Annotated in this window: 8 protein-coding genes (1 of these 8 cut by a window edge); 3 read left to right on the top strand and 5 right to left on the bottom strand. The window is 53.8% G+C overall.

Going from position 1 to position 23,318, the window contains the following annotated elements; translation table 11 throughout:
- Both FHS27_RS00400 and FHS27_RS00405 read left to right on the top strand, forming a co-directional pair.
- Positions 1 to 11,341, top strand: the 3' portion of a protein-coding gene (locus FHS27_RS00400; RefSeq protein WP_246418947.1) for a pentapeptide repeat-containing protein. The gene continues 16,832 nt to the left of window position 1, outside the view; 11,341 of the gene's 28,173 nt are visible here — the last part of the coding sequence; its start codon lies off the left edge, out of view; the stop codon is at positions 11,339 to 11,341.
- A gap of 239 nt (positions 11,342 to 11,580) precedes the next feature.
- A complete protein-coding gene (locus tag FHS27_RS00405) occupies positions 11,581 to 11,724 on the top strand; it encodes a hypothetical protein (RefSeq protein WP_184300236.1) in 144 nt (47 codons plus the stop codon).
- Between the two features lie 163 nt (positions 11,725 to 11,887).
- Here the strand turns inward: FHS27_RS00405 and FHS27_RS30705 are convergent, their stop codons facing one another.
- From FHS27_RS30705 to FHS27_RS00435, 5 genes are all read right to left on the bottom strand, one after another.
- Positions 11,888 to 13,804 (bottom strand): family 43 glycosylhydrolase, encoded by a 1,917-nt coding sequence (locus FHS27_RS30705; protein ID WP_221224784.1) that lies wholly within the window; start codon positions 13,802 to 13,804, stop codon positions 11,888 to 11,890.
- A 286-nt stretch (positions 13,805 to 14,090) separates the two neighbouring features.
- Positions 14,091 to 15,815 carry a GH39 family glycosyl hydrolase gene (locus tag FHS27_RS00420; RefSeq protein ID WP_221224785.1) on the bottom strand — a complete coding sequence of 575 codons (1,725 nt, stop codon included), beginning with the start codon at positions 15,813 to 15,815 and terminating at the stop codon, positions 14,091 to 14,093.
- A 20-nt stretch (positions 15,816 to 15,835) separates the two neighbouring features.
- Positions 15,836 to 16,915, bottom strand: coding sequence for an aldose epimerase family protein (locus FHS27_RS00425; RefSeq protein WP_390852375.1), 1,080 nt, complete (start codon positions 16,913 to 16,915; stop codon positions 15,836 to 15,838).
- Positions 16,916 to 17,296: 381 nt separating this feature from the next.
- A complete protein-coding gene (locus tag FHS27_RS00430; RefSeq protein WP_184300247.1) occupies positions 17,297 to 19,735 on the bottom strand; it encodes a DUF4982 domain-containing protein in 2,439 nt (812 codons plus the stop codon).
- A gap of 907 nt (positions 19,736 to 20,642) precedes the next feature.
- Positions 20,643 to 21,701 (bottom strand): sulfatase-like hydrolase/transferase, encoded by a 1,059-nt coding sequence (locus FHS27_RS00435; protein WP_184300250.1) that lies wholly within the window; start codon positions 21,699 to 21,701, stop codon positions 20,643 to 20,645.
- A 330-nt stretch (positions 21,702 to 22,031) separates the two neighbouring features.
- Here FHS27_RS00435 and FHS27_RS00440 point away from each other — a divergent pair, with 330 nt between their 5' ends.
- Positions 22,032 to 23,315 (top strand): SGNH/GDSL hydrolase family protein, encoded by a 1,284-nt coding sequence (locus FHS27_RS00440; protein WP_184300253.1) that lies wholly within the window; start codon positions 22,032 to 22,034, stop codon positions 23,313 to 23,315.
- The last annotated feature ends 3 nt before the right edge of the window (positions 23,316 to 23,318 follow it).

A 23,318-nucleotide genomic window follows, 5' to 3' on the forward strand; every position in this document is an offset into this window, starting at 1 on the left:
CAAGCAAAATGACGGCCGCGAACCTCTTGACCTATCGGCCCTTGCGGAACGTTCCCGCGATTTTGTCGGAGTCTTTGACGGCAACGGTGACAACGACTTGTTGTTTGGGGGAGCTGGCCGTGATCGATTGGACGGTGGTCTGGGAAGCGACGAATTGTTCGGCTTCGGTGGCGACGACCGGCTGTGGGGAGACCTGGGCGATGGAAGTTCGCAGGATCACGACGTTTTGTTCGCTGGTCAAGACAATGATGATTTGGTCGGTGGACAGGGCACGAATGATCTTTACGCCTGGTCGTTTGATCCCTCCGACGCAGGTGACTTCGGGGTCTTTGTTGACGCTGACGGAAACTTGGTTGGCGGAAATCCTGATGGTAGCTTGAACCAGGAATCGACCGGACTGAATCGAATCCTTGGTGGCCCAGACGATGACCGACTCTTTGGCGGAACGGGAGTCGATTTCCTGTATGGCAACGGTGGCAACGACACGCTGTTCCGTAGTGACGGCAGCACGTTTGAATCGCTGGATGAAGGATTGGCCGGCGACGAGTGGAAAGAGTACGCACGCGACACCGGCCAAGTTTGGTATGTCGGCGGCTCCAACGCCAATGACGAAATTGCCGTTGACTTTGTGACCGAACCAGGCCTCCTGACCGACCATCACCTGATCACTCGGTTGACCGACAATAACGGCAACTTCAGCTTCGCTGCCCAAGTGCGGCTGGACTTTGCGGCACTCGATGGCGATGGCAATCGGATTTGGGACGCATCAGATATTGTCACCAACGCCAACGCCTTGGCGGCAATCAATCAGCGACTCAGCGATGAAGGAAGCGAACCAGCGGACGATCAAGCCCGTGCTCAATTACTGTCCCAGGTCGAACAAACCGAGACGCAACTCGTCAATGCGTTGCTGCCACCCGAAGGCGATTTCCTGGCCATCATCGTCGATGCGCTCGGCGGAAATGATCGGGTGACTGTCGGTCCGACTGTGCAGAAGTCGGTTTGGATCGACGGAGGCACCGGTGACGACACGATCACGATCCGCAGCGGCAATACGATCCTGGTCGACCGAGCGGAACGAGCAGTGGGTGTCAACGGATTGGTCGCGCGGAACGATTCGCCCGAGTTTGCGTTTGAACTGTTCGATGAATCAATGGTCAGGAGCGACTTGCAGTTCACGGGACTCTCGATGGACAGCCCAACGGATCAAGACTGGCTTGCCTTCCGTGTCCCCGATGGCACCACGGGCGATCTATTCTTGGCCAGCGGGTCACCGATCGACCAACTTGGTCTGGAGATCTACCTGCCCGCCCCAGAAACGCCTGCCGGACGGACGTTGGTAGCTAGCAGCGATACGGGTTCCGTTTCACTTGCCAGCCTGCAAGGTCAGACAACGTATTGGCTCGTCGTCACCAACCCAAACCAAGTGCCCACTCCTTACGACTTACGTTTTGATTTCGGTTTTGGCGACATGCAGACGACGTCGCTTGCGATTCGCATTGACTCGGTTCGCCGTGATGTGATTCTGGGTGGTGAAGGCGACGACATTCTGCAAGGCGGTGGCGGTGAAGATTGGATCTTTGGTGGCGACGGCAACGACGCCCTGAGCGGCGGTTTGGATCGCGGCGCCAGTGACCTGCTGTTCGCCGGTCCGGGCGACGATACGTTCCAGATTATTCCCGATGCTCTACCGCTGCTCGGTAATCAACCCAACACGCAATTCGATCCCGCGACAGAGACTTACTTACCGACTTTTAACGATCAGTTCATTGGTGGCGATGGCGAAGACCGCGTCTTGTTTTTAGGTGGCGATCTGGATCGGCGAGGCTTTGAAGTACCCGACTTTGCAACAATTCGCTACAACACGCTACTGCACCGCTACGAGTTCGCGAGTCTACAGTGGGACATCGGCAAGCAAGAATTTGTTACCGATTCCGCAGACAACCCAGTTCGGCAATATCTTTTCTATCAAACGCGTGACGCGGAAACGACGCAGATCGACTTGCGATCTGGCAACGACGTCTTTCATGCGGACGAGTTCTCGTTTGCAGGATCACCGGATACCTTTGGCATCGACCTAGGTGATTTCCAACAAGGTGCCACTGAATCAAACCTATTGATCAATGGCGGACTCGGGGACGATGAGTTGTTTGGTGGCGTTGGCGATGACAACATCAACGGCAACGGTGGAGACGACCTGATTGTCGGTGGTCTTGGTGACGACACGGTTGTTGCGGGGGCTGGCGATGATCGCCTATTTGGAGGCGTGGTTTCCTCGAATACGGTTGGTGCAAGCTTGCCGGCCGAGATCGCCGACGCGACCGCGACAATCAATTCGCAGGTGCCCGGCGATGCGGATTCCGAAACGTATCGATTTGAATTGGCGGCGCCTTTCCAGTCCGACTCGGTTGACACTCGACCTGGCGTCTTGCTTGACGACATCACATCACTTGATGACGACTCAACGGACATCCTCAATGCGCAATCGGCTTTGCTGGTAGGCCACGAGCCGGATAACGTCGTTAACGAAGTTCGATTGGTGGGTGACGTCAATGACGACAACCAAGATGACTTCCTGATTGTGACGGATACCGAGAGCTTGCTCGTGTTCGGTCCAGTCGACATCGAGGGTCTGGCGACGACACGCGATCTCGGCGACGTGATCATTGATCACACCGAAATGGGCAAACCGGCGACCGGGTTTGGGGATGTGACGGGCGATTTCATCGATGACCTGGTCCTTGTCCACTACGCTCAGGGCGTCACGACGATCCGTATCTTCCCAGGCGGGACTTCGGTTTGGAATGAACGAACCCTCGTGACGCGCGGTGATACGCTACAGATTCAACTCAACGACGCGCAAATCAATGGCAGTGGTGTCGCCGTCGGCGTGATCCAAAGCGACGCTGACGCGTACGCGGATCTTTTGATCACTTCAACCACCACCGATGGCACCAGCGTCTCTGATCTTCCTGCAGGTTTATCCGAAGAAAGAGCGTTCAACTCGGAATTTAATGCAGTGATTGATGGAACGCTTTACCTTCAGTCGGACGGCAAGATCCTGCGAACCAATCAGCAAGGTGATTTCGAAGTCTATCTTGATAATGCAACAACAAGATTAAAAGGGCTGGTTGGAGCGAGTGGGCCGTGGCTGATCTTTGATAGTTCCTCTGCATTCAATGTAGAAACAGAAATTCAAATCGAAGGTTCGGTGAATGTTTCAGATACTCCCAATCCGATCTCGCTGGGAGATGCCATCCTTTTCAACGGAAACTTCGGTCGGCCTTATCGGTGGGATACCGGTAGTGAAACTGCGGTGCAGTTGTTAACCGAAGGCGCGATCAAAGAGTCCATCATATTCGGTGACGAAGCAATTCTCGCATTCGATACGGATGCCAACGGGACGGTTCTTTATCGCTGGGACGGAATTGGAGAGCCGACACCATTGGAGGATCTAAGCGGCCCCGGCCCGATCAATCCTCGGGATTTTGCGATCCTCGACGGCCAGCTCTATTTTACGGCTGAAAACAGAACGGGGGCGAATCAAGGACGTGAGCTGTGGCGTTATGACGGACTGACCACAGAGCTCGCCGGTCCCGTCCGACCGGGGCCCGAAGGTGTCAATCCACAGCAAAAGATTGCCTTTGATGGTTCGCTGTATTTCCGGGGCGACTTGGGTGTGGAGGGTTCCGAGCTCTATCGGTTCACGCCTGGTTTGGGAATAGAGCTGGTTGCCGATTTGAATCCAGTCGATGGCCAGTCCGCCAGTCCCAGGGACTTCACCGTGGCCGGAGACTATCTCTACTTCAACGCTGCCATCCCTGTCGACGATTCGGGGCAGACTGGTCAACGTCTGATGCGATTTGACGGCTCAAGCGTGGTTCTCGCCTCAAGTCGCAGTATTGGATTCTCGGGAGCGTTGGTGGGTGTCGATGACTTCATCTTCCACTCCTTTGCCAGCGATGATTTGGGGTTGTCTGAAGGTCAAGCTGGTCGCATCAGCCTTAACCACACCGCTGGTTTCATTCTGCCGGGCGATCGAGTTGCAGATTTCCAACTTGATGCATTTCAGCGTGCCGACGGAACTATCGATGACACTGAATTGACTCGTATTACGTTCACCGAACCGTGGGCAAACCCCGACGATCAATCGTTGATCAAGGCGGTCGGTGACGTAAATGGTGATGGTTTGACTGACTTGACCGTGCAGGTCGCCCAAACTTTGCCTGCAGTCATTCAAAATGCAACGTTCTCCGGTACGATTGACTTTCCGATCGAAGAACGTGTTCTCGTTGAGATTGAATCCTCGGGGCAAACCGAAGCGTTTAATCTTGAGGCATCGAATTTGGACCAACTGCAAGTAGCAGTTCAAACCGCAATCGGACTATCGCCCATCGCTGGCGAAATCGAGCTTCGGCAACAGGCTGGCGAACTTGTCTTTGCTAATAGTTTTGCAGGCGACAGCCTCGATGCGGCCGGGCGGTTTGAAGTTCGACAGGCCGACACCGCAACCGCACCGATCCTGAGCAACCCACACTCGCTTCATTTTGATGGCAGTGACGTGGTCGAAGCAGAACCGATTGCTGAGATCAACGTAGAAAGCTCAGAAATATTTACGACAGTTGAAGCTTGGGTGCGAGCGGAGTTCGACGACGACTCGCCGAGAACGATTTTTGCGACCGGTTCGTCAGCGAACAGCGATGACTTGGCCCGTGGCTTCGAATTGCAAGCGGGCGGTAATTGGCAGGTTAAGATCGCCAAAAGCGGCAACGACTTTGAAGTGGTTCAAGGCCCCGATGTGATCCCAGGTCGTTGGACCCACATCGCCGTAACCATTTTTTGGGGATCTGGTCCCACCGCCCCGTCGGTGAAATTGTATATCGATGGCGAGGAAGTGCAAAGTTTTACGTACCCCTTCAACGTAAGTGCGTTTCGTCCCAAAGCCCCGGCCGACTCGATGAGCGGTGTGGTCACCTCTATCGGCAGCGGATCCATCACCGGCGCGGCACCCTGGTTGGGTGGGATTGATGAAGTTCGAGTTTGGTCACGTGGCGGGACAGCGCATTCAGGTAATGCTGTTGCTCGATCAGCGGAACAAATTCGGGAGAACTATCTAAAAAGTGTCGCCCATGACGATACCGGCTTAGTCGCCTACTGGAAGTTCGACGATGGCAACGGTAACGGCGCGGACGATTCAGCGGGTAACCACAATGCCGCGATCCTCGGAGCGGACTGGAACACAAGGCAATTTCGAGTTGTCGGTGGAACCGATGTCGAAGTCCAGCGTGGCCTCCTTTACGGCAATCACTTTGATGGCGGACGTGTCACTGTCGACTTAGGCAGTTCCGCTGGTAACATTGAAGACATCGTTTCCTTAGGCGATGTCAACGGTGATGGACGAGACGACGTGGGCATCATCGGGGACTTTGGTGTTAAAGTTCACTTCGGTAGCCAATCCGCCGTAGACTTTCTTGCGGATGCCGATTTGCAGTCGCAGAGCGATACGGTGGACTCGATCGCTTCAGGCGATTTCAATGGTGACGATCAAATGGATCTCGCTTTGGGTGATTCGACCACTTCGCAGTTGATGCTGTATTACTCCGTCAGCTCATCGTCCACCTTGCTTGATCCCGCTCAAGCCGATCGTACACATCGGATTGGCGATCTTCCTCCTGCATCGCTGATCCTCACCTCTGGTGTCAGTTTGGATGGTGATCACCGTGACGACTTGATCGTTCAGACGACGCCAGTTGATTCGGTCAATGGGACGGTCCGGCAGCAATCACTGATACTGCAAGGAAGCAATCGTGGTGGCGTGGTCGATTCCGAGCTTGTGCTCGAGAACCGAAGTGTCCCGGGAAGTGGTTCATTCGTGGTGGATCGTGGCACGGGTCGACCGGAGGTCTTTGGTGATGGCTCGGAGCCGTTTGTGCTTCCGGAAATCTCTCTGGAACAGTTCTTCCGATTCACAACGTTGGGCGACGGCAGCGAAGGTGATTTCATTGGTCTAATAGCCGATGACTCAACTTTACGGTTGCAATTGTTCGATTCGGTCCTGGCCCCGATCAGTCCCCGGGTTGGTTCAGTGGATCTTCGTGGAGTGGATGTTGGAACCTATTTTGTGCGTGTTGACGGGGCGATTCCCGCGTCCTTCCGTTTGGAGATGCAAGCTCCCATTGCGGGCCAAGTTTCCAGTGCCTCGACGTTGCAAGACCGTGACGTGCTCCGTGGCGGAGAGGGCAGCGATTTCATTGCCGGCAACACACAAATTGACCGAATCTATGGTGGTAGCGGCAGCGATCAAGTTGAGGCGGAGTCCATCGAGGTTCGCGACTTCAATTCTTTGGTCGACGTGTTCGCGAGCGTTCCAATCGAGCAGCAAATTGGTCAGAACATTCCCGGCGAAATCGATCCGGTCGTTGAGATCGCAGATGCTGGAATCCGCAGTGCGATCGCCGAGCAGCTTGGAATAGCAATCACCATCGGTTTCGACGGCAATCCTCGTCTGGCAGAAGTGTTGCGTGAGTCCCGCCTGTCTTCGATTTCAAGTCTGGATGCGAGTGGGCGATCGATTAGTGATATCACTGACCTGGCCAAGCTGGCCAATCTGGTCAGTCTCGACCTGTCAGACAATCCCGCGATCGGCAATTTCGATGCGCTCGCGTCAATTCCGCGATTGAAGCACCTTGATTTGGAACAAACGTTTGGGCCAGCAGGAAGATTGTCCTTCGATTGGCGAGAACTATCACATCTCGATTTGCTTCGCATGTCGTCTCTTCTTGCGACGCTGCCTCCGAACCTCGTGATCGATGAAGGATCGACGCTTACTTTTGAGATGACGGGTGCCAGTTTCCAGATTGTCGACCAGTCAGGAACGATTATCGACGAGTGTCTATCGTGTACATCCTTCGTGTTTTCACCATCGAATGATGGCGTGTTTTACTTGGAGCAAAAACGTAGCGATCAACAGGCTTTTATTGATCCTCCGGTTGCTCCGATCATCGTTCGTAATGTTGCTCCATCCATCGCGGGCTTGCCGTCTGAAATTCGACTCAATGAAGGTGAATCGCGATCCGTCGCTGAGCTGTTGACGGGCGTTACTTTCACTGATCCCGTCGATGTGGTGACTCGCCAAGTGACGGTGACGGATTCGGCCGGCCGTGTCACGGATCTCACCAGCGGTTCGCTGGAATTCAGTGATGACATTGTTGCTTTGGATGGATCCATCATTGATGGGGCAACGGATTTGACGACCGCATTCTGGTTGAAGACGACCAAGACCGGACAGCAGGCAATCATCAGCGGTGCTTTGACGGATGATCGGGACAACGAATACCTGGTGTTCTTTTCCAACGACCAGACGTTGCAATTCTTCAATGGCCCGTCGGTCAGTTTTACCGGGCTTGCATCGATCGCCGATGGCACTTGGCATCATGTTGCGCTGGTCGCCAATGCTGCTGCTGACACGGTCGAACTTTACATGGACGGGGTGTCACAGGGTACACAGAGCATTGCGTTGGATGGTTTTGAAGTTGCCGACGGTGGACTGTTCTTGGGGCAAGAGCAAGATGATCTGGCGGATGGATTCAATCCCGCTCAAGCGTTGGATGGGAACCTGAGCGAGTTGGGGATTTGGCGACGAGCGTTGACCGCGGATCAGGTTCGCGAAGTCTTCAATACAGGCGTTGCGTCGTTGCCAGCTGACCTGGCTGCACACTACCCACTCAGCGACGTCAGCGGCACGGTCGCCAAGGATCACAGTTTGTTCGGTCGAGACGGAGTGGTAGCCAAACGTTCCGGAGCGTTCCTGCCCGGCGACGGTGCGAAACCTGGCTGGACCCCGGACAGCCCGCTTGCGGAACCTCGTTTTGATGCAATCAATGAAGGACGCTACACGCTCGAAGTGACGGCTCACGACGGCGATGGAGGCGTCACCAAGGCTCGCTCGACGATCGTCGTTTCGAACTTAGCACCCACAGCCATGTTTGATGCGAGTGCTGACTTCTCTTCCGCTGGCCAACCCGTCTTCTTTGACGCGTCCGGTTCGACCGATCCAGGTCCCTTGGACCAAGCCAATTTGAGCTATCGATGGGAGATCACGTCGCCCGGTTTGTTCTCACCGCTCGTGTTCGATACGCAAGCGATTGAGTTCACCCCCGAATTCGCTGGAATCTACAACGTCACCTTGACCGTTACCGACTCGGGATTGCTGTCGGATCAGACAACGCAAACCCTAGAGGTTGTTCCGCAAGCCAATCTTGGTGTCCTTTCCGGTGCAATTGACAGTCTCGTCTTTCCCGAAGGCGGCGAGGTCACTCTGGACAGTCGAGGATCGTCACCGCTGGCTCCGTTTGGTAATTCGTCACGTCGCTATGAATGGCGAGTGTTTGATACGGACTCTGGCACGTTACTTCCCGAGGGCGACTCGTCCTCCACTTCATTCACGGCCGGGTCGCGGGGTCTGTTGACGGTCGGCTTGTCAGTGGTCGATACCGTGGCGGGTGTTGAATACAAAAGCGCGTCCGTCACCCAGTTTTTGACCATCGAAAACGTGGCACCGATCATCGATCTCGGTGACGACATCGTCACGACCGAGGGAACCTCCTTCACGATCGACCCGAGCATCTTTGACCCTGGTCAGGATGAAGAGTTTTTCCTGGACTGGATTGTCCCGGATGGCATCGTCCAGCAAAGCTTCGAAGCGCCGTATGAGTTCGTTGCGTTGGACAACGGTGTTTACGAAATTGGATTGTTGGTTTCCGATGGAAGTGTGTTCCTAAACAACTTTGGAAATTTCCTGACCAGCGAATTGGCAACGCTAACGGTTCAAGTGAGTAACTTGGCTCCCGTCGTAACCGGCATCTCGGTCGCCGACAATCTGATCGAATCGGACAGCGGAAACGTGGTCTCTCTAACGGCGCTATTCGACGATCCCGCTAACGTCGCGGGGGGAGACGACGCAATCGAGCGGAATAGCGGTGATCGATCCTTCGATTTCGTTTGGACGTTTGGCGACGGTTCGGAGCCATTGCTGACGACATCGCCCAGCGTCAGCCACCGGTTCCCCGATAGCGGCGAGTATGACGTTCGTGTCACAGTGACCGACAAGGACGGAGACACGGGCGAGATCACTCGCAGTGTCGTCATCAACAATGCGGCTCCCCGTGAACTGACGCTTAGTGTCCCGTCAGTGGTGCTGGAAGATGAGTTCGTCACCGTCTCTGGCAGTTTCCGCGATCTCGATGGCCGGCAAACGGAAACCGATGCCGAACCTGTGACGGCGGACATCGATTTTGGTGACGGGACTAAGAAGACGGTTGCCCTGACGAGCGTCGTCGATAACGGCGTCCGTTCTTACACGTTTACTTCCAGTCATACCTATCGTCGCGGTGGAACCTACTCGATTCTGCTGACCGCACGCGATGACGACGGTGGCGAGTCCACTTTGACAGCGTCGTTGTCGGTGACCGAGGTCAATGACAACCCCTCGGCGAAGACGGATCGCTTCAGCGTTCTTTCCGGAACGGTTGACTTTGCCATCGATGTTTTGGCGAATGATTCGTTCGCTCCCGATCCTGCGGAAACACTGACCGTCACTTCGGTGACGCAGAGTGTTCACGGTGGCACGACGTCGATCGACGTCGATACTGGTCGCGTTCTCTACACACCACGTCCGGACTTCGTGGGAAGCGATCGATTCACCTACACCATCAGTGACGGCAATGGAGGAACCGCGGAAGGCAGCGTGGTTGTGAATGTAACTCCCACGAACAGTGCCCTATTGAGATTGGATACTTCGTCGCGTGACACCGCGGCCTACCGATTGCGGCTTTCCGGTTCGCTAGTCGAAATTCGCGATGCGGATTCGGGCGAATTGCTCGAAACACGAAACATTTTGGCGCTGCAACGGATTGAGATCGTTGGTCGTGACGACCTGGATCAAACCTTTGATTTGATTTTCGACAGCAGTGTCGGATTGGATTTGTCTGGTGGGATGCAGATCGTCGCGGGGGCATCATCCAATGATCAACTTTCGATTTCCGGCTCGGCGGGCTTGACGATCGAAATCGAGACGCCTGATTCAACCTCGGACACTCGGCGGATCACGCTGGGCGATGGCAATGCGATTCTCAGCATCGATACCACGGGAATCGAAAACATCGTCACTTCCTTTCCACCTCGTCGTTTGTTGAACAACGAATTGCGGGTCGGCACGGATACGCTTCGCCTGACTCAGCCAATGATTCTCGGATCCTTTGAAACGTTGACGATCGGTGATGCGACCGGCGACGGGACGGTCGATTTTGGCGGTGGTCTCGAAATTGATTTTGGCAGCTCCGTTTCAGGACGCGGAACCCTCTCGGGAACGATCGTCAATCAAGGCATGATCGTTGGACCGCCGGTTGGTAGCGGCCAGCAACTCGTGATCGATGGCGAGGTCTCCGGAGCGGGATCATTCGTTGGGAATGTCGTCGTCACAGGCGTCTTCCGTCCCGGCAACAGTCCGGCTGAAGTCGCAATCGATGGAAATCTCACGTTCCTTCCGACGAGCCGCTTGGAAGTGGAAGTGGAAGTGGAAGAAGAAGGCGTGCCTTCGAATGACCGTCTGACAATCAGCGGGGAATTTTTCGCGTCGGGGACTTTAGATATTCGCAACAACACCGCTACCGGAAGTCTGCAGCGTTTCGAACGCCGCACCATCATCACTGCGGACTCCATTCAGGGGCAGTTCGATACGATCTTGGGAAGCGAAAACACTTTTGCAGACGACCGACTCTATTTGGACGTGTACCAATCGCCGAGTGGAATTGAATTGGTCGTCATGCCCACTACTTATCACAACACGGAAAACCCTTTTGATGTCAATCAAGACGGCAATGTCACGGCACTCGATGCATTGCTAATCATCAACGAACTCAATCGAAATGGGCCTGGTCAACGCTCGCGTCCAAGAGCCACGGAAGAAACGCGAATCGACCTGTTTGATTCCTCTGATGACGGATTGATCACTTCGTTGGATGCACTGCAAGTCATTAACGAACTCAATCGAGCATCAACCGAAGTGGATGGCGAAGCATTGCCGTCGTATGTATCTCCGGTCGAGGATTCTCCAGTCGCAGGACTGTTGAATTCCTCTCTCAATGTGCAACGTTACTATATTGAAGGCGAGCACTCGCCGTTCGCTCTAACCGATTTCGTTCCATCTGAGCGAATTGATCATACGATCGATTTATTGGCTCAGGATTCCAATCGTAAGGAGCGTGTATCGAATGACGATTTGAACGAAAATACGGTAATTGAAACAGAACACCTAGCTTCGAGCATTAAGTTTTTTGAGTGATGACCATATTGGGCAGGTCTGCCGCTGTGGCAGCGAGGTTGTGACACGCGGGGCAGTCTTGGGGGCTTGGTAAGGCTCTTTGTAAGACGTTGTTCGAGAAACAACAGAGCGTACGTCTTTTACTGGGGTCATCGCATGGGACGTTCTGCCAGTTCACGGAGCATCTCGACAAAGTCACGTACCCGCTCTCGTTGGCGTGGTCTCAATGCGATCGGGATGTCCATCAACAATACGACCCGATGAAAGGTCGAATCAGCATGCACAGCCGGACCGTGCTGATCTTTTTCAAGCAGGAGAAGCCTGCCAAATGTGAAGTCAAGAACGAGCAACTCAAATCTGGTCGTGGCGATGACTACTTAGCAAAAGTCGTGTTCGCAGCATGACTTGCGGCGCAAACGCACTGCCTGCTCTTGGCTGATCAGAGCTGACTATTGTGGCGTTGCGGCCGACGGAAGCGGCCGGAAAAGCTTCGCGAAGCGGTCACGCATGAATGGATGCCAGTTGCATCGGTATGAGTCTGTGACTGATGTTTTACGGGCTTGTTATCTATTGCGCCGAAACACCTTCGGTGGTTTGAATGACACGTTTCATCGTGCCGTCATCATTGTAATGGAGTAGATCCAGACAAACCGTGCGGCGGTAACTTCCGCCGACGTTGGGGTGCTGGTTCATACCGCTGTGATAAAAGAGGTAGTCGTTTCCCTGGAACGTGATAATCGCTTGGTGGATCGTATTACTGTTCTGTGCGCCCTCAGCGAGTCGCCCGCGCGGTGTCCACGGTCCGGTGATTTTGTCCGCCGTTGAATACGACAGTTTTTCTGGGAATCCGGTTGCGTAACTGAGGTAGTACGTCGCACCGCGTTTATGAATCCATGGCGCTTCTGTGAATTCCCGGACCTGATCATCGGCAATCACGTGAATCTCACCATCGAGTTCGGTCATGCTACGTTTCAGTTTCGCCCAATAGCACTTTTGGTTTCCCCAGAACAGGTACGCTTGGCCATCGTCATCGATCCACACGGTCGGATCAATGTCGTCCCATCCGATGTCCGTGGCCTTGGTCATATCGTTGGAAACAAGTGCTGAACCGCGTGCGTCTTTGAACGGACCGATAGGGCTGTCTGACACGGCGACGCCAATCGCTTTGCCTCGTTCGGAATGCTCGACGGATACATACCAATAGAATTTTCCGTCTCGCTGGATCACTTGGCTGGCCCACGCATCCGCCTTCGCCCAAGAGAAGTCCTTTACTGATAAGGGGGATCCGTGCTCTTCCCAGTCAACCATGTTGGTCGAGGAGAAGCATAGCCAGTCATGCATGCGGTAGCTGGAGTCGTTGTCTGGGGCAACGTCGTGGCCAGTGTAAAGATAGACACGTTCATTATGAACTAACGCCGCGGGGTCTGCCGTGAAATGACTGGTAATAATGGGATTGCCTCCGGTCCTGTGAATGCGGTTGCGATCATCAGGAACAGGTGCTCCGAGGTTCGGCGTGCCGTCATCGTTCCAATGCAGTACCTGCGCCCGTGTGGCTCGGTCGGGATTGTTGAGGGGATCGCCAGCAAGATGCTCGTAGTTGCGTGTGTGGTAGACAAGGATGTCGGTTTTGCCATCGGGCGACGTCGTGAAGCAATTATGTCCCGGGCCAAACTGGCTGGTTTCCCGATGAGACTTCATTACTGGTTGAGGAGACTTCTGCCAGGATTTGGGATCCAGCAAGTTGGCGTTCTCGTCGGCAGTGAGCATCCCGAGACAATAGTTCGCGTCGGTAGCGCTAGCCGAATATGTCATGAACAATCGACCGTTCCGATGAATGAAGGCGGGTGCTTCGTTGACGTTGTGCCCAATTCGTTCCCATGGTAAATCCGGCTTTGTGATGGCGACCTGTGCACCAGTAATGGACCAGGGTGTGTCCATTTCGGCGATAAAGATTCGCGTTCCTCGTTCTTCAGGAACACTTTGCGCCCAGGACAAGAACCGCGTACCACGATGTTTGAATGTCGTGGCGTCTAGCGTGAAGGACTCCCAGTTCATCTTGATTTTTCCCTTCTCGATCCAATCGCCCTCAAGTGGATTGGCAGCATCACATTGGAGCACGTATTGTCGGATATCCCAAATTGCCTCGGCGCGACCGGCGGCGAAATAGATGTACCACTTCCCGTCAATAAAATGGATTTCTGGTGCCCAAATATGATGGCTCATCGGGCCGCTCGCATGCTTCCTCCAAATTACTTCGGCCTCGGCAGTCGACAGCCCGTCGATGGTTTGGGACCGTCGAAGTTCAATGCGATCGTATTCCGGAACAGTGGCGGTGAAGTAATACCAGCCATCGGTATGCAAGGTCACGTGCGGGTCAGCACGTTGCCAAAGAATTGGGTTGGTCCATTGAGACGTTTTTTCTTCAGCACAAATCAGTGGTGCTAGCAGGGCAACGGCCAGTAGTGAACAAGCAATCGTACGCATCGTTAATCGATTTTGTGATGAGGAAAGATGAGGAAAGATGAGTGCGTGGAAAAACTATTTGTAGGATTCCGGCAGTCATGGAGCAATGATTTATCTGGCGTATTCTGTACGTCGAATCGTTTTCCGAATCGTTCGAGCTCGTTATCCATCTGAGCGTGAGGGCAAACGAACCATTCCATCGAGCGGGAAATGGCCATTGGTGCATAGTGCAACCGGCATCAAGTACCGTTTGAGACCACTGAGTGACTCTCAGCTATTCTGCTGTATTTTCAATGACGAGCCCAAGTCATTTCCATTGTAATGTTGCTAGCGAAACACCTTGCCGTGGCAGCGTGAATTTGATCTTTGCTGAACCATGGTCAACCGCGATAGAGTCTGCTGAGTCAGTGAGTATGGCCAGTTCGGATGATTGTTGCAGTTGTCGATACTGGCGGTTGCTCGGCGCAACGGGCGAACCCATCTTTATCCACGTCGCGTAAGCGTTGCTGTGCTGATCGTCGACTCGATGATGTGTCAGCTCGGCAGTCGAAATGTCATTAGGAAGATTGGTGAAAGCAAGATCGATGACAGCACTCGGGCCAACGAGGTCATCGTCATGGTAATGCCAGACCATTACGGTGATACGTTTTTCGGATTGATCGACGCTGGCTAAGGCACCGACATCGGCGCTCTGCCTGACCCCGCTGCGCAGGATATCATCGAGTGATACGGTATGATCGCTTTCTGCTGCAATTCGGTCGATTCCCATGCGGCCAAACATGCGGATGACGTTCAATACCGGCAGAGCAATTCCGTTGCTAGCGAGCTGGCGAAATCCGGCAAAGTACGGTTGGTCTTCGAATGTGAATGACCACGATAGAGCGCCTGCCAAATTTAGGTCGTGGCGTTCCGCCAGGTCGTGCTTTCGTGCGAAGCTGGCCGCTGTGTAGCTGGAGTACATCGTTCCGTTGCGGTACGAAAATCGAGGCCCCTGACACGCCGCGCAGCCTTCCGGATCGGATTCGCCGATGACAATCGGAGTCGATTTCAGCTCTGGAAAAGACGCGACGATACGAAAGCCTTCGTCGATTGTGCGTAACTGATTGGCGATTCCCATGCGAACATGGTCATCAACATATTCGGGTGAACCCTTGGCGTGAAACGAAACAAAATCAAGTGGCGATCCGATTTCACCTGTTGCGTAGTTCGTGCCATGCAGGCAATGCTCGAAGAAGTTTCGTGACCAGTTGCCACCGCTGCCTGCCGAATCGGGGCCACCAACCCGAGCGGTCGGTAGTGCGCGGCGAACCCCTGCGATTGCGTAGTCGTGCAATCGATGAAACTCATCTTCGCTTCCCGTAAAATAGCCAGGACGGTTTGTCCCGCCGATATTAGCCTCGTTCCATGTCTGCCAGTACCACGTTTCGACTTCTTCTTGGCCATAGCGATCGACACAATGTTTTACCCATTGATAGACGAGTTCGCTCCATTTGTCATAGTCCTTCGGCGGGTAGGTCCAACCGGTAAAGACGTCTTCATAGGGCATGCCGGGCCGCCAGTTGTGCCGATACGGTTCGGGGTGCGTCGACAGCAATTGCGGCATAAATCCGATCTGAGCGTAGGGGCGAACACCGCGTTGTAGGAGTGAGTCAAAGATGCCGTCGACGATCTTCCAGTTGTAAATCGGATTCCCATTCTTATCTTCGCTGTAGACGTCCGTGGATCCCCATTTTAATGCGGGCGTACCATCGCCAGAGGTGAGCAGATTATGGGTGCGAAAAAAGACTTCGTTTGGTCGTAGCGACCCGAGATCACTTAGTAGCTTCTGGCCGTCCTTCATCGTGGTGTAATTCGGTTCGTCAGCTCCAAAGAACCGCCAAATCGGTTTCAATTGCCCCAAGTTTTTGCTGGCATCGATTCGTATCGTTACAGGAAAAGAATCATCTGCAACAACAGGAAGCTGGGCAATCAGAACTGCCAGAACTGCCCAAGCAAGACGATGAAGAGCAGAAAACTCTATTGAGAAAAACATTGGCGTATCCTGCTGACTGGTCATTTGACGCCGAACCGATAGACGGTGGTGGTGTTGTACTTCTCACCTGGACGCAACACAGTGCTGGGCCATTCCGGGCGATTTGGGCTATCAGGCGAATGCTGCGTCTCCAGGCACAGTCCGCTGCGGTGTTGGTACGCTTTGCCGGACTTGCCAACCAATCGTCCGTCCAAGAAGTTTCCGCCGTAGAACTGAAGTGCTGGCTCGGTCGTTAACACTTCTAGCACGCGACCGCTGTTGGGCTCGTATAGCATTGCTGCTAACTCGACTGCATCATCTATTCGGTCGAGTACCCAATTATGATCGTACCCTAGTCCGTACTTGAGCTGAGTATCGTGTGCGTCCAAATCGCGACCGATTTCTTTCGGTGTGCGAAAGTCGAACGGTGTTTCGGCAACGTCGCGGAGTTCGCCTGTGGGAATTAGTCCCGCATCGACCGGCGTAAATTTGGATGCATTGATGTGGAGAACGTGATCATTGATCGTCGTCGCCCCCTCGCCGGAAAGGTTAAAGTAGGTGTGGTTGGTGACATTTACTACTGTCGGTTTGTCAGTGGTGGCTTCATAGTGCATGACGATTTCGTTGTCGTCGGTCAACGAATACGTCACGCTTAAAGCAAGATTACCGGGGTAACCTTCCTCGCCATCGCGGGCGAGATAGCTGAACTTGACGCTATCTTCCAATACCTCGGCTTTCCATACCACTTTGTCAAAGCCCATTTTGCCACCATGTAGATGATTTTGGCCGTCATTGGTCGCTAGCGTGTATTTGTTGTTGTCAAGTATGAAACTGCCCTTGGCAATTCGGTTCCCGTAGCGACCGACCACACTGCCAAAGTAAGGACGGTCGATCGCATTGATATAGCTTTCGACGCTACGGTAGCCCAAGGCAACGTCCGCAATGTTGCCAGCTCGATCGGGTACCCGAATTGAGGTGATGGTCGCACCATAGTTGGTGATGTCGACCACCATCTCGTTTTGGTTCTTCAACGTGTAAAGCTTGATCGAGTCGAAGTCGGAAACCTCAACGCCCACCGCCGTATTGCACGTGAGCAACGCACATGTAACGAGTGAAAGGATACGATGATCCACGGAATTTCCCCTGCCTGAAGTCATGCCAGGCGTTAAAGTGTGGTTGCATGAGCAGTGCTCTACCCAAAAGAACAAGGATACCCGCGAATTTTGCTTGAAGCATCAAAACTCTGCGCAAACAACTGTTGAAAATGCGCAAGCATAGACGCCACGCAAACTAGCGGTCGCCACGCTCTCGGACGCAGTTGCAATTTCCCAAAAGGGGATCACTGGGCGGTCAACACACCGACGGTGGAATCCCTTTCGCGTAACACGCCGATGGGCTCTAAGGCAATTCGGTGCTTGTAAAAAACACTTTGTCCATGTATCTGGGCAACGCCACAAAACCGAAACACGATTGCCATCGTTTTGCAGTTGGTTAGGCGGCTGTTATTTTGAGCTGAGTTCGAGCACGCCGTCAGCCAGTTGCTCGGCGGAAACCGTCAATTGAATCGGGCCAGGCTCGGAAGTGGACTGGACCAGAACGACGAGTTTTCCACTGAAGAGTTTCATGGTTGGGAGATGGAACATCTCTAACGAAGTGGCATCGCCGTTGCAGGCGGCTCGGTAGGTTCCCTGGCCCTGCACGTCAAACGACAGTTGGTTAGTGGCTGTCGGACAAGGGATACCATTGTCGTCTACAACCGAGACGGTGACAAAAGCCAGGTCTTCACCATTGGCCTGGAGAACGGTGCGGTCCGCAGTTAACACCAACCGAGCGGGCTCGCCTGAAGTGCGGATTTCTGCGTTGGCAGCGGGTCTTCCATCGGAATCAAAGGCGACGACTTTGAGGGTGCCGGGCTCGTACTTGACGTCATTCCATCTCAACCGATAGCGATTGAGAATTGTCGAGGAATTCTTTGTCCTCACGCCCATGCTCTTGCCGTTTACGAATAGTTCCGCGCTATCGTAGCTGGTGTAGACGAAGACCGGCGTGTTTTTTCCTTCGCGACCTGCCCAGTTCCAATGTGGGAGTATGTGAAGCGTGTCATCCTGCTTATTCCATCGACTTCGATAGAGGTAGTAGCGATCCTTCGGCAGGCCGGCTAGGTCACAGATGCCAAAGTACGAACTGCGTGAAGGCCAGGCTGTATCGTAGGGTGTGGGCTCACCGAGATAATCGAATCCAGTCCAGACGAACTCTCCGATGACCCAACGCTTGTCATCTTGAAGGACGAAGTCTTCTTCGGGAATGTTCGACCAGCTACACGCTTCGAGATCGTAAGACGAGCATTGCAAATCCTCGTATGTTTTCATCTTAGCGAGGTTCGCAGGGAATTTGTAAATGCCACGTGAGCTAACTGTCGACGCGGTTTCCGACCCGAGCAGGAGTCCCTGAGGGAAGGCTCGGAAGGCTTGTTCATAGAGATGGGTTCGGTAATTCAAGCCGGGTATGTCCATGACCGCGCCGAAACCACTTTTCATGACGGCTGTCACTTGGTCCATGCCGACGGTAACCGGTCGAGTAGGGTCCTCGCGGTGGAATAGATCCTGCAACCGCTGTGCCCTCTCAACGCCTTGCTTGCCGTGCTGGTCGGGCACTTCATTTCCGGAGCTCCACATCACAATGCACGGATGATTACGCGTGGCGCGAACGAGGTTGACGATATCCTTTTCTGCGTCGGATTCGAAAAAACGATGATATCCGTTCCTGACCTTTGCTTTGGCCCATTCATCAAAACTCTCGGCAAGAAACATGAAACCCATTTCATCGCAGAGTTCGAGTTGCTCGATCGACGGCATGTTGTGAGAACTACGAATTGCATCGCAGCCGAGATCCTTGAGGATCCGAAGTTGTCGTCGCAAGGCGGCAACATTGATCGCCGCGCCGATCGGCCCGAGATCGTGGTGCAGACAGACGCCTTTGAACTTACGCACGTTGCCATTGAGAAGGAATCCCTTCTCAGGCTCATACTGGATGGTTCGGATGCCAAAAACGGTGGTCAACTCATCCTGCAGGACGTCACCGGCGTACAGCTTCGAAATCGCCGTGTAGAGCGAAGGGGTTTCCGGACTCCAAAGGGCCGGCGCGGAAACGGTGAGGTCTTGAGAGAGAACCGTGTCGGTGGCAACAACACTGTCGTCGGTTGCTGAGGCAACCATGTTCCCTTTGGGGTCGACAACGGTGGTCACCAGGGTCAGGTTATTGCCGCTGATCGTCGTACGAATCCTTACTTTTGCCTCAGTTGCGGTGACCTCGGGGGTGGTGATTTGCGTTCCCCACTGCCGGATGCATTGAGGGTTTTTGACGATCACTCGGACCTTTCGATAGAGCCCCGCGCCGGGATACCAGCGAGATGATTGTTCACGGTTGGTCAGATGGACGGCGAGCACGTTCTCGTGGTCGGGGAGAAATTGGTCCGTGACATCAAAGTAGAAGTAGTTGTATCCGTAGTTCCATTGGCCGACTTTTTCGCCGTTGAGATAAACATGAGGTTCACTCATCGCACCTTCGAAGAGCAGTAGCACTCTCTGGCCAGGTTGGTAGTGTGGCAGCCGGAAGCTGTTCCGATACCATGCCTGTCCAATATGCGGTAACGCACCAGTTCGGCCCGTTTTCTCAGTCGCCTGGGCTTCCTGGTTCTGAACAATCTGGGCAATCTGAATGTCGTGCTTCTTGTCAAACGGGCCTTTGATCGCCCAATCGTGAGGAACAGTGACACGCTGCCAGCCCGAATCATCGAATTCCGGTGAGATGGATTCTGGATGGTCGCCCAAGTTGAATGTCCATCCGTCACTTAGCACCGTGACCGTTCGTGCATGAGCGGTGACTACGGAAGTGAGAACAAGGAGCGAGTATCCGATCAGACAGGTGAGTCGAAATTTCATTGAATTACCTCTTAGTTACTCTGCAGTTGGAATGACACGGATGCTTGGGGGCTTCGCAAAGACTCTCTGAGTCCTGGGCTCGGGCAGGATGTTGACAAGAGCTGGCAAAGGCTGGCAATTGCCAGGGGAAACAAAGAAATTAGCAGCGGTGGAGAAGAAACAGATACAGATGTTGCCTGCACCACAATGTTCTAAATGCTGGACATGAAAAAACTCTCTGGTATTGTTTAGCAAACGCGATCAGGGAGGGCTTTGCCGCAGGATCATCGTTGTGCCGGGGTAAAACTTAAGGAGTGGAGAAGTCTGCCGATAGCCACCTGCTGCGCGGATCTGGCTTTCGTAAAAGACGACAGTGCCAATTGGGAGCCGCATCTGCCGAAATATTCGGCTTCGAAAACGGTTGGCGATTTGGATGATGTTTGTGGCATGCGGCAATCGTCGATGGTGCATCAAATTATGTTTGTAAACCGTCGTGCGAATCTTCAGCAAAGCTCTGGTTCATGAAACGATTGACGCCAATATAACCGTGAACTGGGAGTTTCTGCAGTTGCTTCGAAAAGGAGCAGAGGTCAGATCAGAGATCCAAACTCGGTTATGCCTCACGATCTCGTACAGGTCAGTGCGAAAGCAGAGTTGAGGCATCAACCACATCGGATTGGCATGGAGTCCATGACGCAGACGCTTTCAAGTTTCCATTGGTCCAGGTGCGGTGCACTACTCATTTTATCGTAGCACCAAGGTCCGTAAGGCCGACGTCGTAAATTGCGAGCGTGAATGATGTTGGGAACGCCTGCCGCGGTGGCGACGGATTCAATGGCCAATGCAACCTTTCAATATTCCTTGGAACCCTGAGTCGGGTTCGAGACCTGAGTTAGGGACTTATCGCGGGATCGTTGGTTGATTTTGCTTACTCTCTGAGCACGCTGAGCAGTCTGGTTCGTTGATCGCGATGCTGAGCAAACGATGCCAGATTTTGCATCTCATCTGGGTCAGACTTGAGATCGTAACGCTCACTTGTTGGAACTTTGCCGCCTAGGTTTTGTGGATCCATCTTGGCCAAGATTTGATACTGCATTGGATCTTCCTCTTTGAGCCGAATCGTTTCGGAGTAAGTTTGGTTTCCCCAGATTCTGAATTCGCGACTATCGGCATTCACTTGTCGCCAAGCTGTATCGACTTTCTCGCGGTAGACCAGTTTCCAACGACCGTGAAAGACACTTCGCTCTTGCATTCCGTCGTTAGGCAGCGGTCCGCGGTTTGAAATTTCGGCAAAGAGGTAGTCATGGCCCTTCGCGGATTCATCGCTTGCGAGCAGAACCGCAAGCGACTTGCCGTGAAGTGGATAGTCAAAGGTTTGATCGATCTGACACAGATTTAGAATCGTCGGCAGTAGATCCATTTCACTCACGAGTTCGGGGCACCTCTCGCCACTTATGATTCCCGGACCACGAATGATGAGTGGCATGCGTAGACCGAGGTCGTACAGAGTCATCTTGCCATGCTGAAAGGTAGGCCCGTGATCACTCATGAAGATCACGATGGTGTTGTCACTTTGGCCTGATTGTTCGAGCACATCGAGAGCTTCGCCGGTTAATGCGTCCGCCTGTTCGATTTCGGCTAGGTACTCGGCCCAGTCTTTGTGAACCTCAGGTGAGTCCGCAAGGTATGGCGGTAGCTGGACTTCGTTTGGACTGACGCGGATCGTCGTCTTGTCACTGTTTGGATAGGGGCGATGTGAGTTGGGAATACTCACCATTAGTAAGGAGGGCCGCTCGCGTTCGGTAGCGTTTTTGATGAAACTCGCAATCTCGGTACGACCGCCGTGCAGGAATTCGTGATGCGGGAACTTCTCGTTCGGTAACACATGCAGTTTGTGGGTGACACCTTGGTAGTAGCCGTTGGTTTTCAGAATCTCTGTTAACGTTCGATATTTGTCTCGAACGCGGTTAGTCTTGGCGAGTCGCAATTCTCACTGTGCCTTGCTGACTTGGTCGGCCGGCATGTGGAAGTTGTGCGTGTTGTTCAGGATGCCGTTCGTGTGGCTGTGTAGGCCCGTGTAGATCGCAGCTTTGGACGCTGAACACACAGGATAGGCGACGAAAGCGTTGCTGAAATAGATTCCTGATTTTCAAGCGAATCCATGTGAGGCGTTTGGAGCCCCGGCGTGCCGATCAGGCTCAGATGCACGCCCTGATCTGGAAAAGGTTGCGAATCGGCCGCTATTTTGCGTGTAATCACGCTGAGTCGCGCCATATGCCCGTTGGACAAATCAACCCGGCACGGCAGACTCGGTTGCATGCACACTCACTTAATCATTCCTGTACTTTTACTCGTCCTCGCGTTTCCGCTCAGGGCGATGGGGATGACCTCGCCCTCGTTTGTTGAGTTCGATCAACGGGCGAAGGCGGGCGAACGGCTAAGCGTTGTTTTCTTTGGTGCCTCACTGACCTGGGGTGCGAATGCGACGGATCCACAATTGACGTCGTATCGTGCGTTTATCGCTCAGCGGTTGGAAGCGGCGTATCCACGGGCACATTTCACGTTTCACGATGCAGCCATCGGCGGTACCAACTCGCAGCTCGGCGTGTTTCGGATGGATCGCGATGTGTTGCGTCACAAGCCCGATCTCGTGTTCTTGGATTTCTCTGCGAATGACGGCATCAACGAAGCCTCCCCTGAAACGCTGGCCTCGTATGAGTCGTTGATACGGCGCATCATCGTCGAAGCCCGTTCGCCGGTGGTGCAGGTGATCTTCCCGTTTGGTTGGGACGTGAAGGCGGCGGATTTCGACAAGATGAAGCGTCGCACTGCGCACCTAGCTCTCTCGGACGCGTACAGAACGACTGTCGGAGACGCGATCTCGCTGGCGGTGGAACGAGTGAAGGCGGGAGTGATCACTGTCGAGCAAATCTGGCCCGTCGATCTCGTGCATCCCTGCGATGCCGGTTACCAGCTTTTTGCGGACGCCGCATGGGCTGCGTTTCAAGACGGTGTGCAACGGCAAGTCGTCTGTGCAGCTCCGCAGCAGATGGTCCACGCCGAGACCTACATGAACCAAGTTCGTGTTCGTCTCTCTACGCTCGGCAAGCTACCCATGGGATGGCGGAAAGGCTCGCCCCATCTCACTTCTGCGTACTACGACATGCTGATGTCGCGATGGCTCGATGACGAAGTGGTTGCGTCAAGCCACATTGAAAGGAAGAGCGTAGTGGACAAAACGCATTCTTCACAGCAAGTCGCTCGGCTGATGATCACGTTTCGCGGCACGATAGTTTTGCTGTTCGGCGAGGGAACGATTAAGTCCGCCAAATACCGCGTTTATATCGACGGAAAGCTCGTTGAGCGGGTGCTGCCCAACGCACAGGAACCGCTGTGTGAGTTTGATGCCGCGAGTCTTTCAGCCAGAGCGAACGGCAACACGCACCATGTGGCCGTTGTTGCTGAAAACCTCGCCGCTGACTGCGATCACACGATTGAGATCGAGCCGGTCTTTTCCGATGAAATCGAACAAGAATTGCGTCTCGAGAGCCTCTGTGTTGCGGGCGGCGACGCCAAAGTGTTTCCCTTTGTATCCCACTAAAGT

Origin of the sequence: Aporhodopirellula rubra, assembly GCF_014192335.1 — a bacterium.
Taxonomy (GTDB): domain Bacteria; phylum Planctomycetota; class Planctomycetia; order Pirellulales; family Pirellulaceae; genus Rhodopirellula; species Rhodopirellula rubra.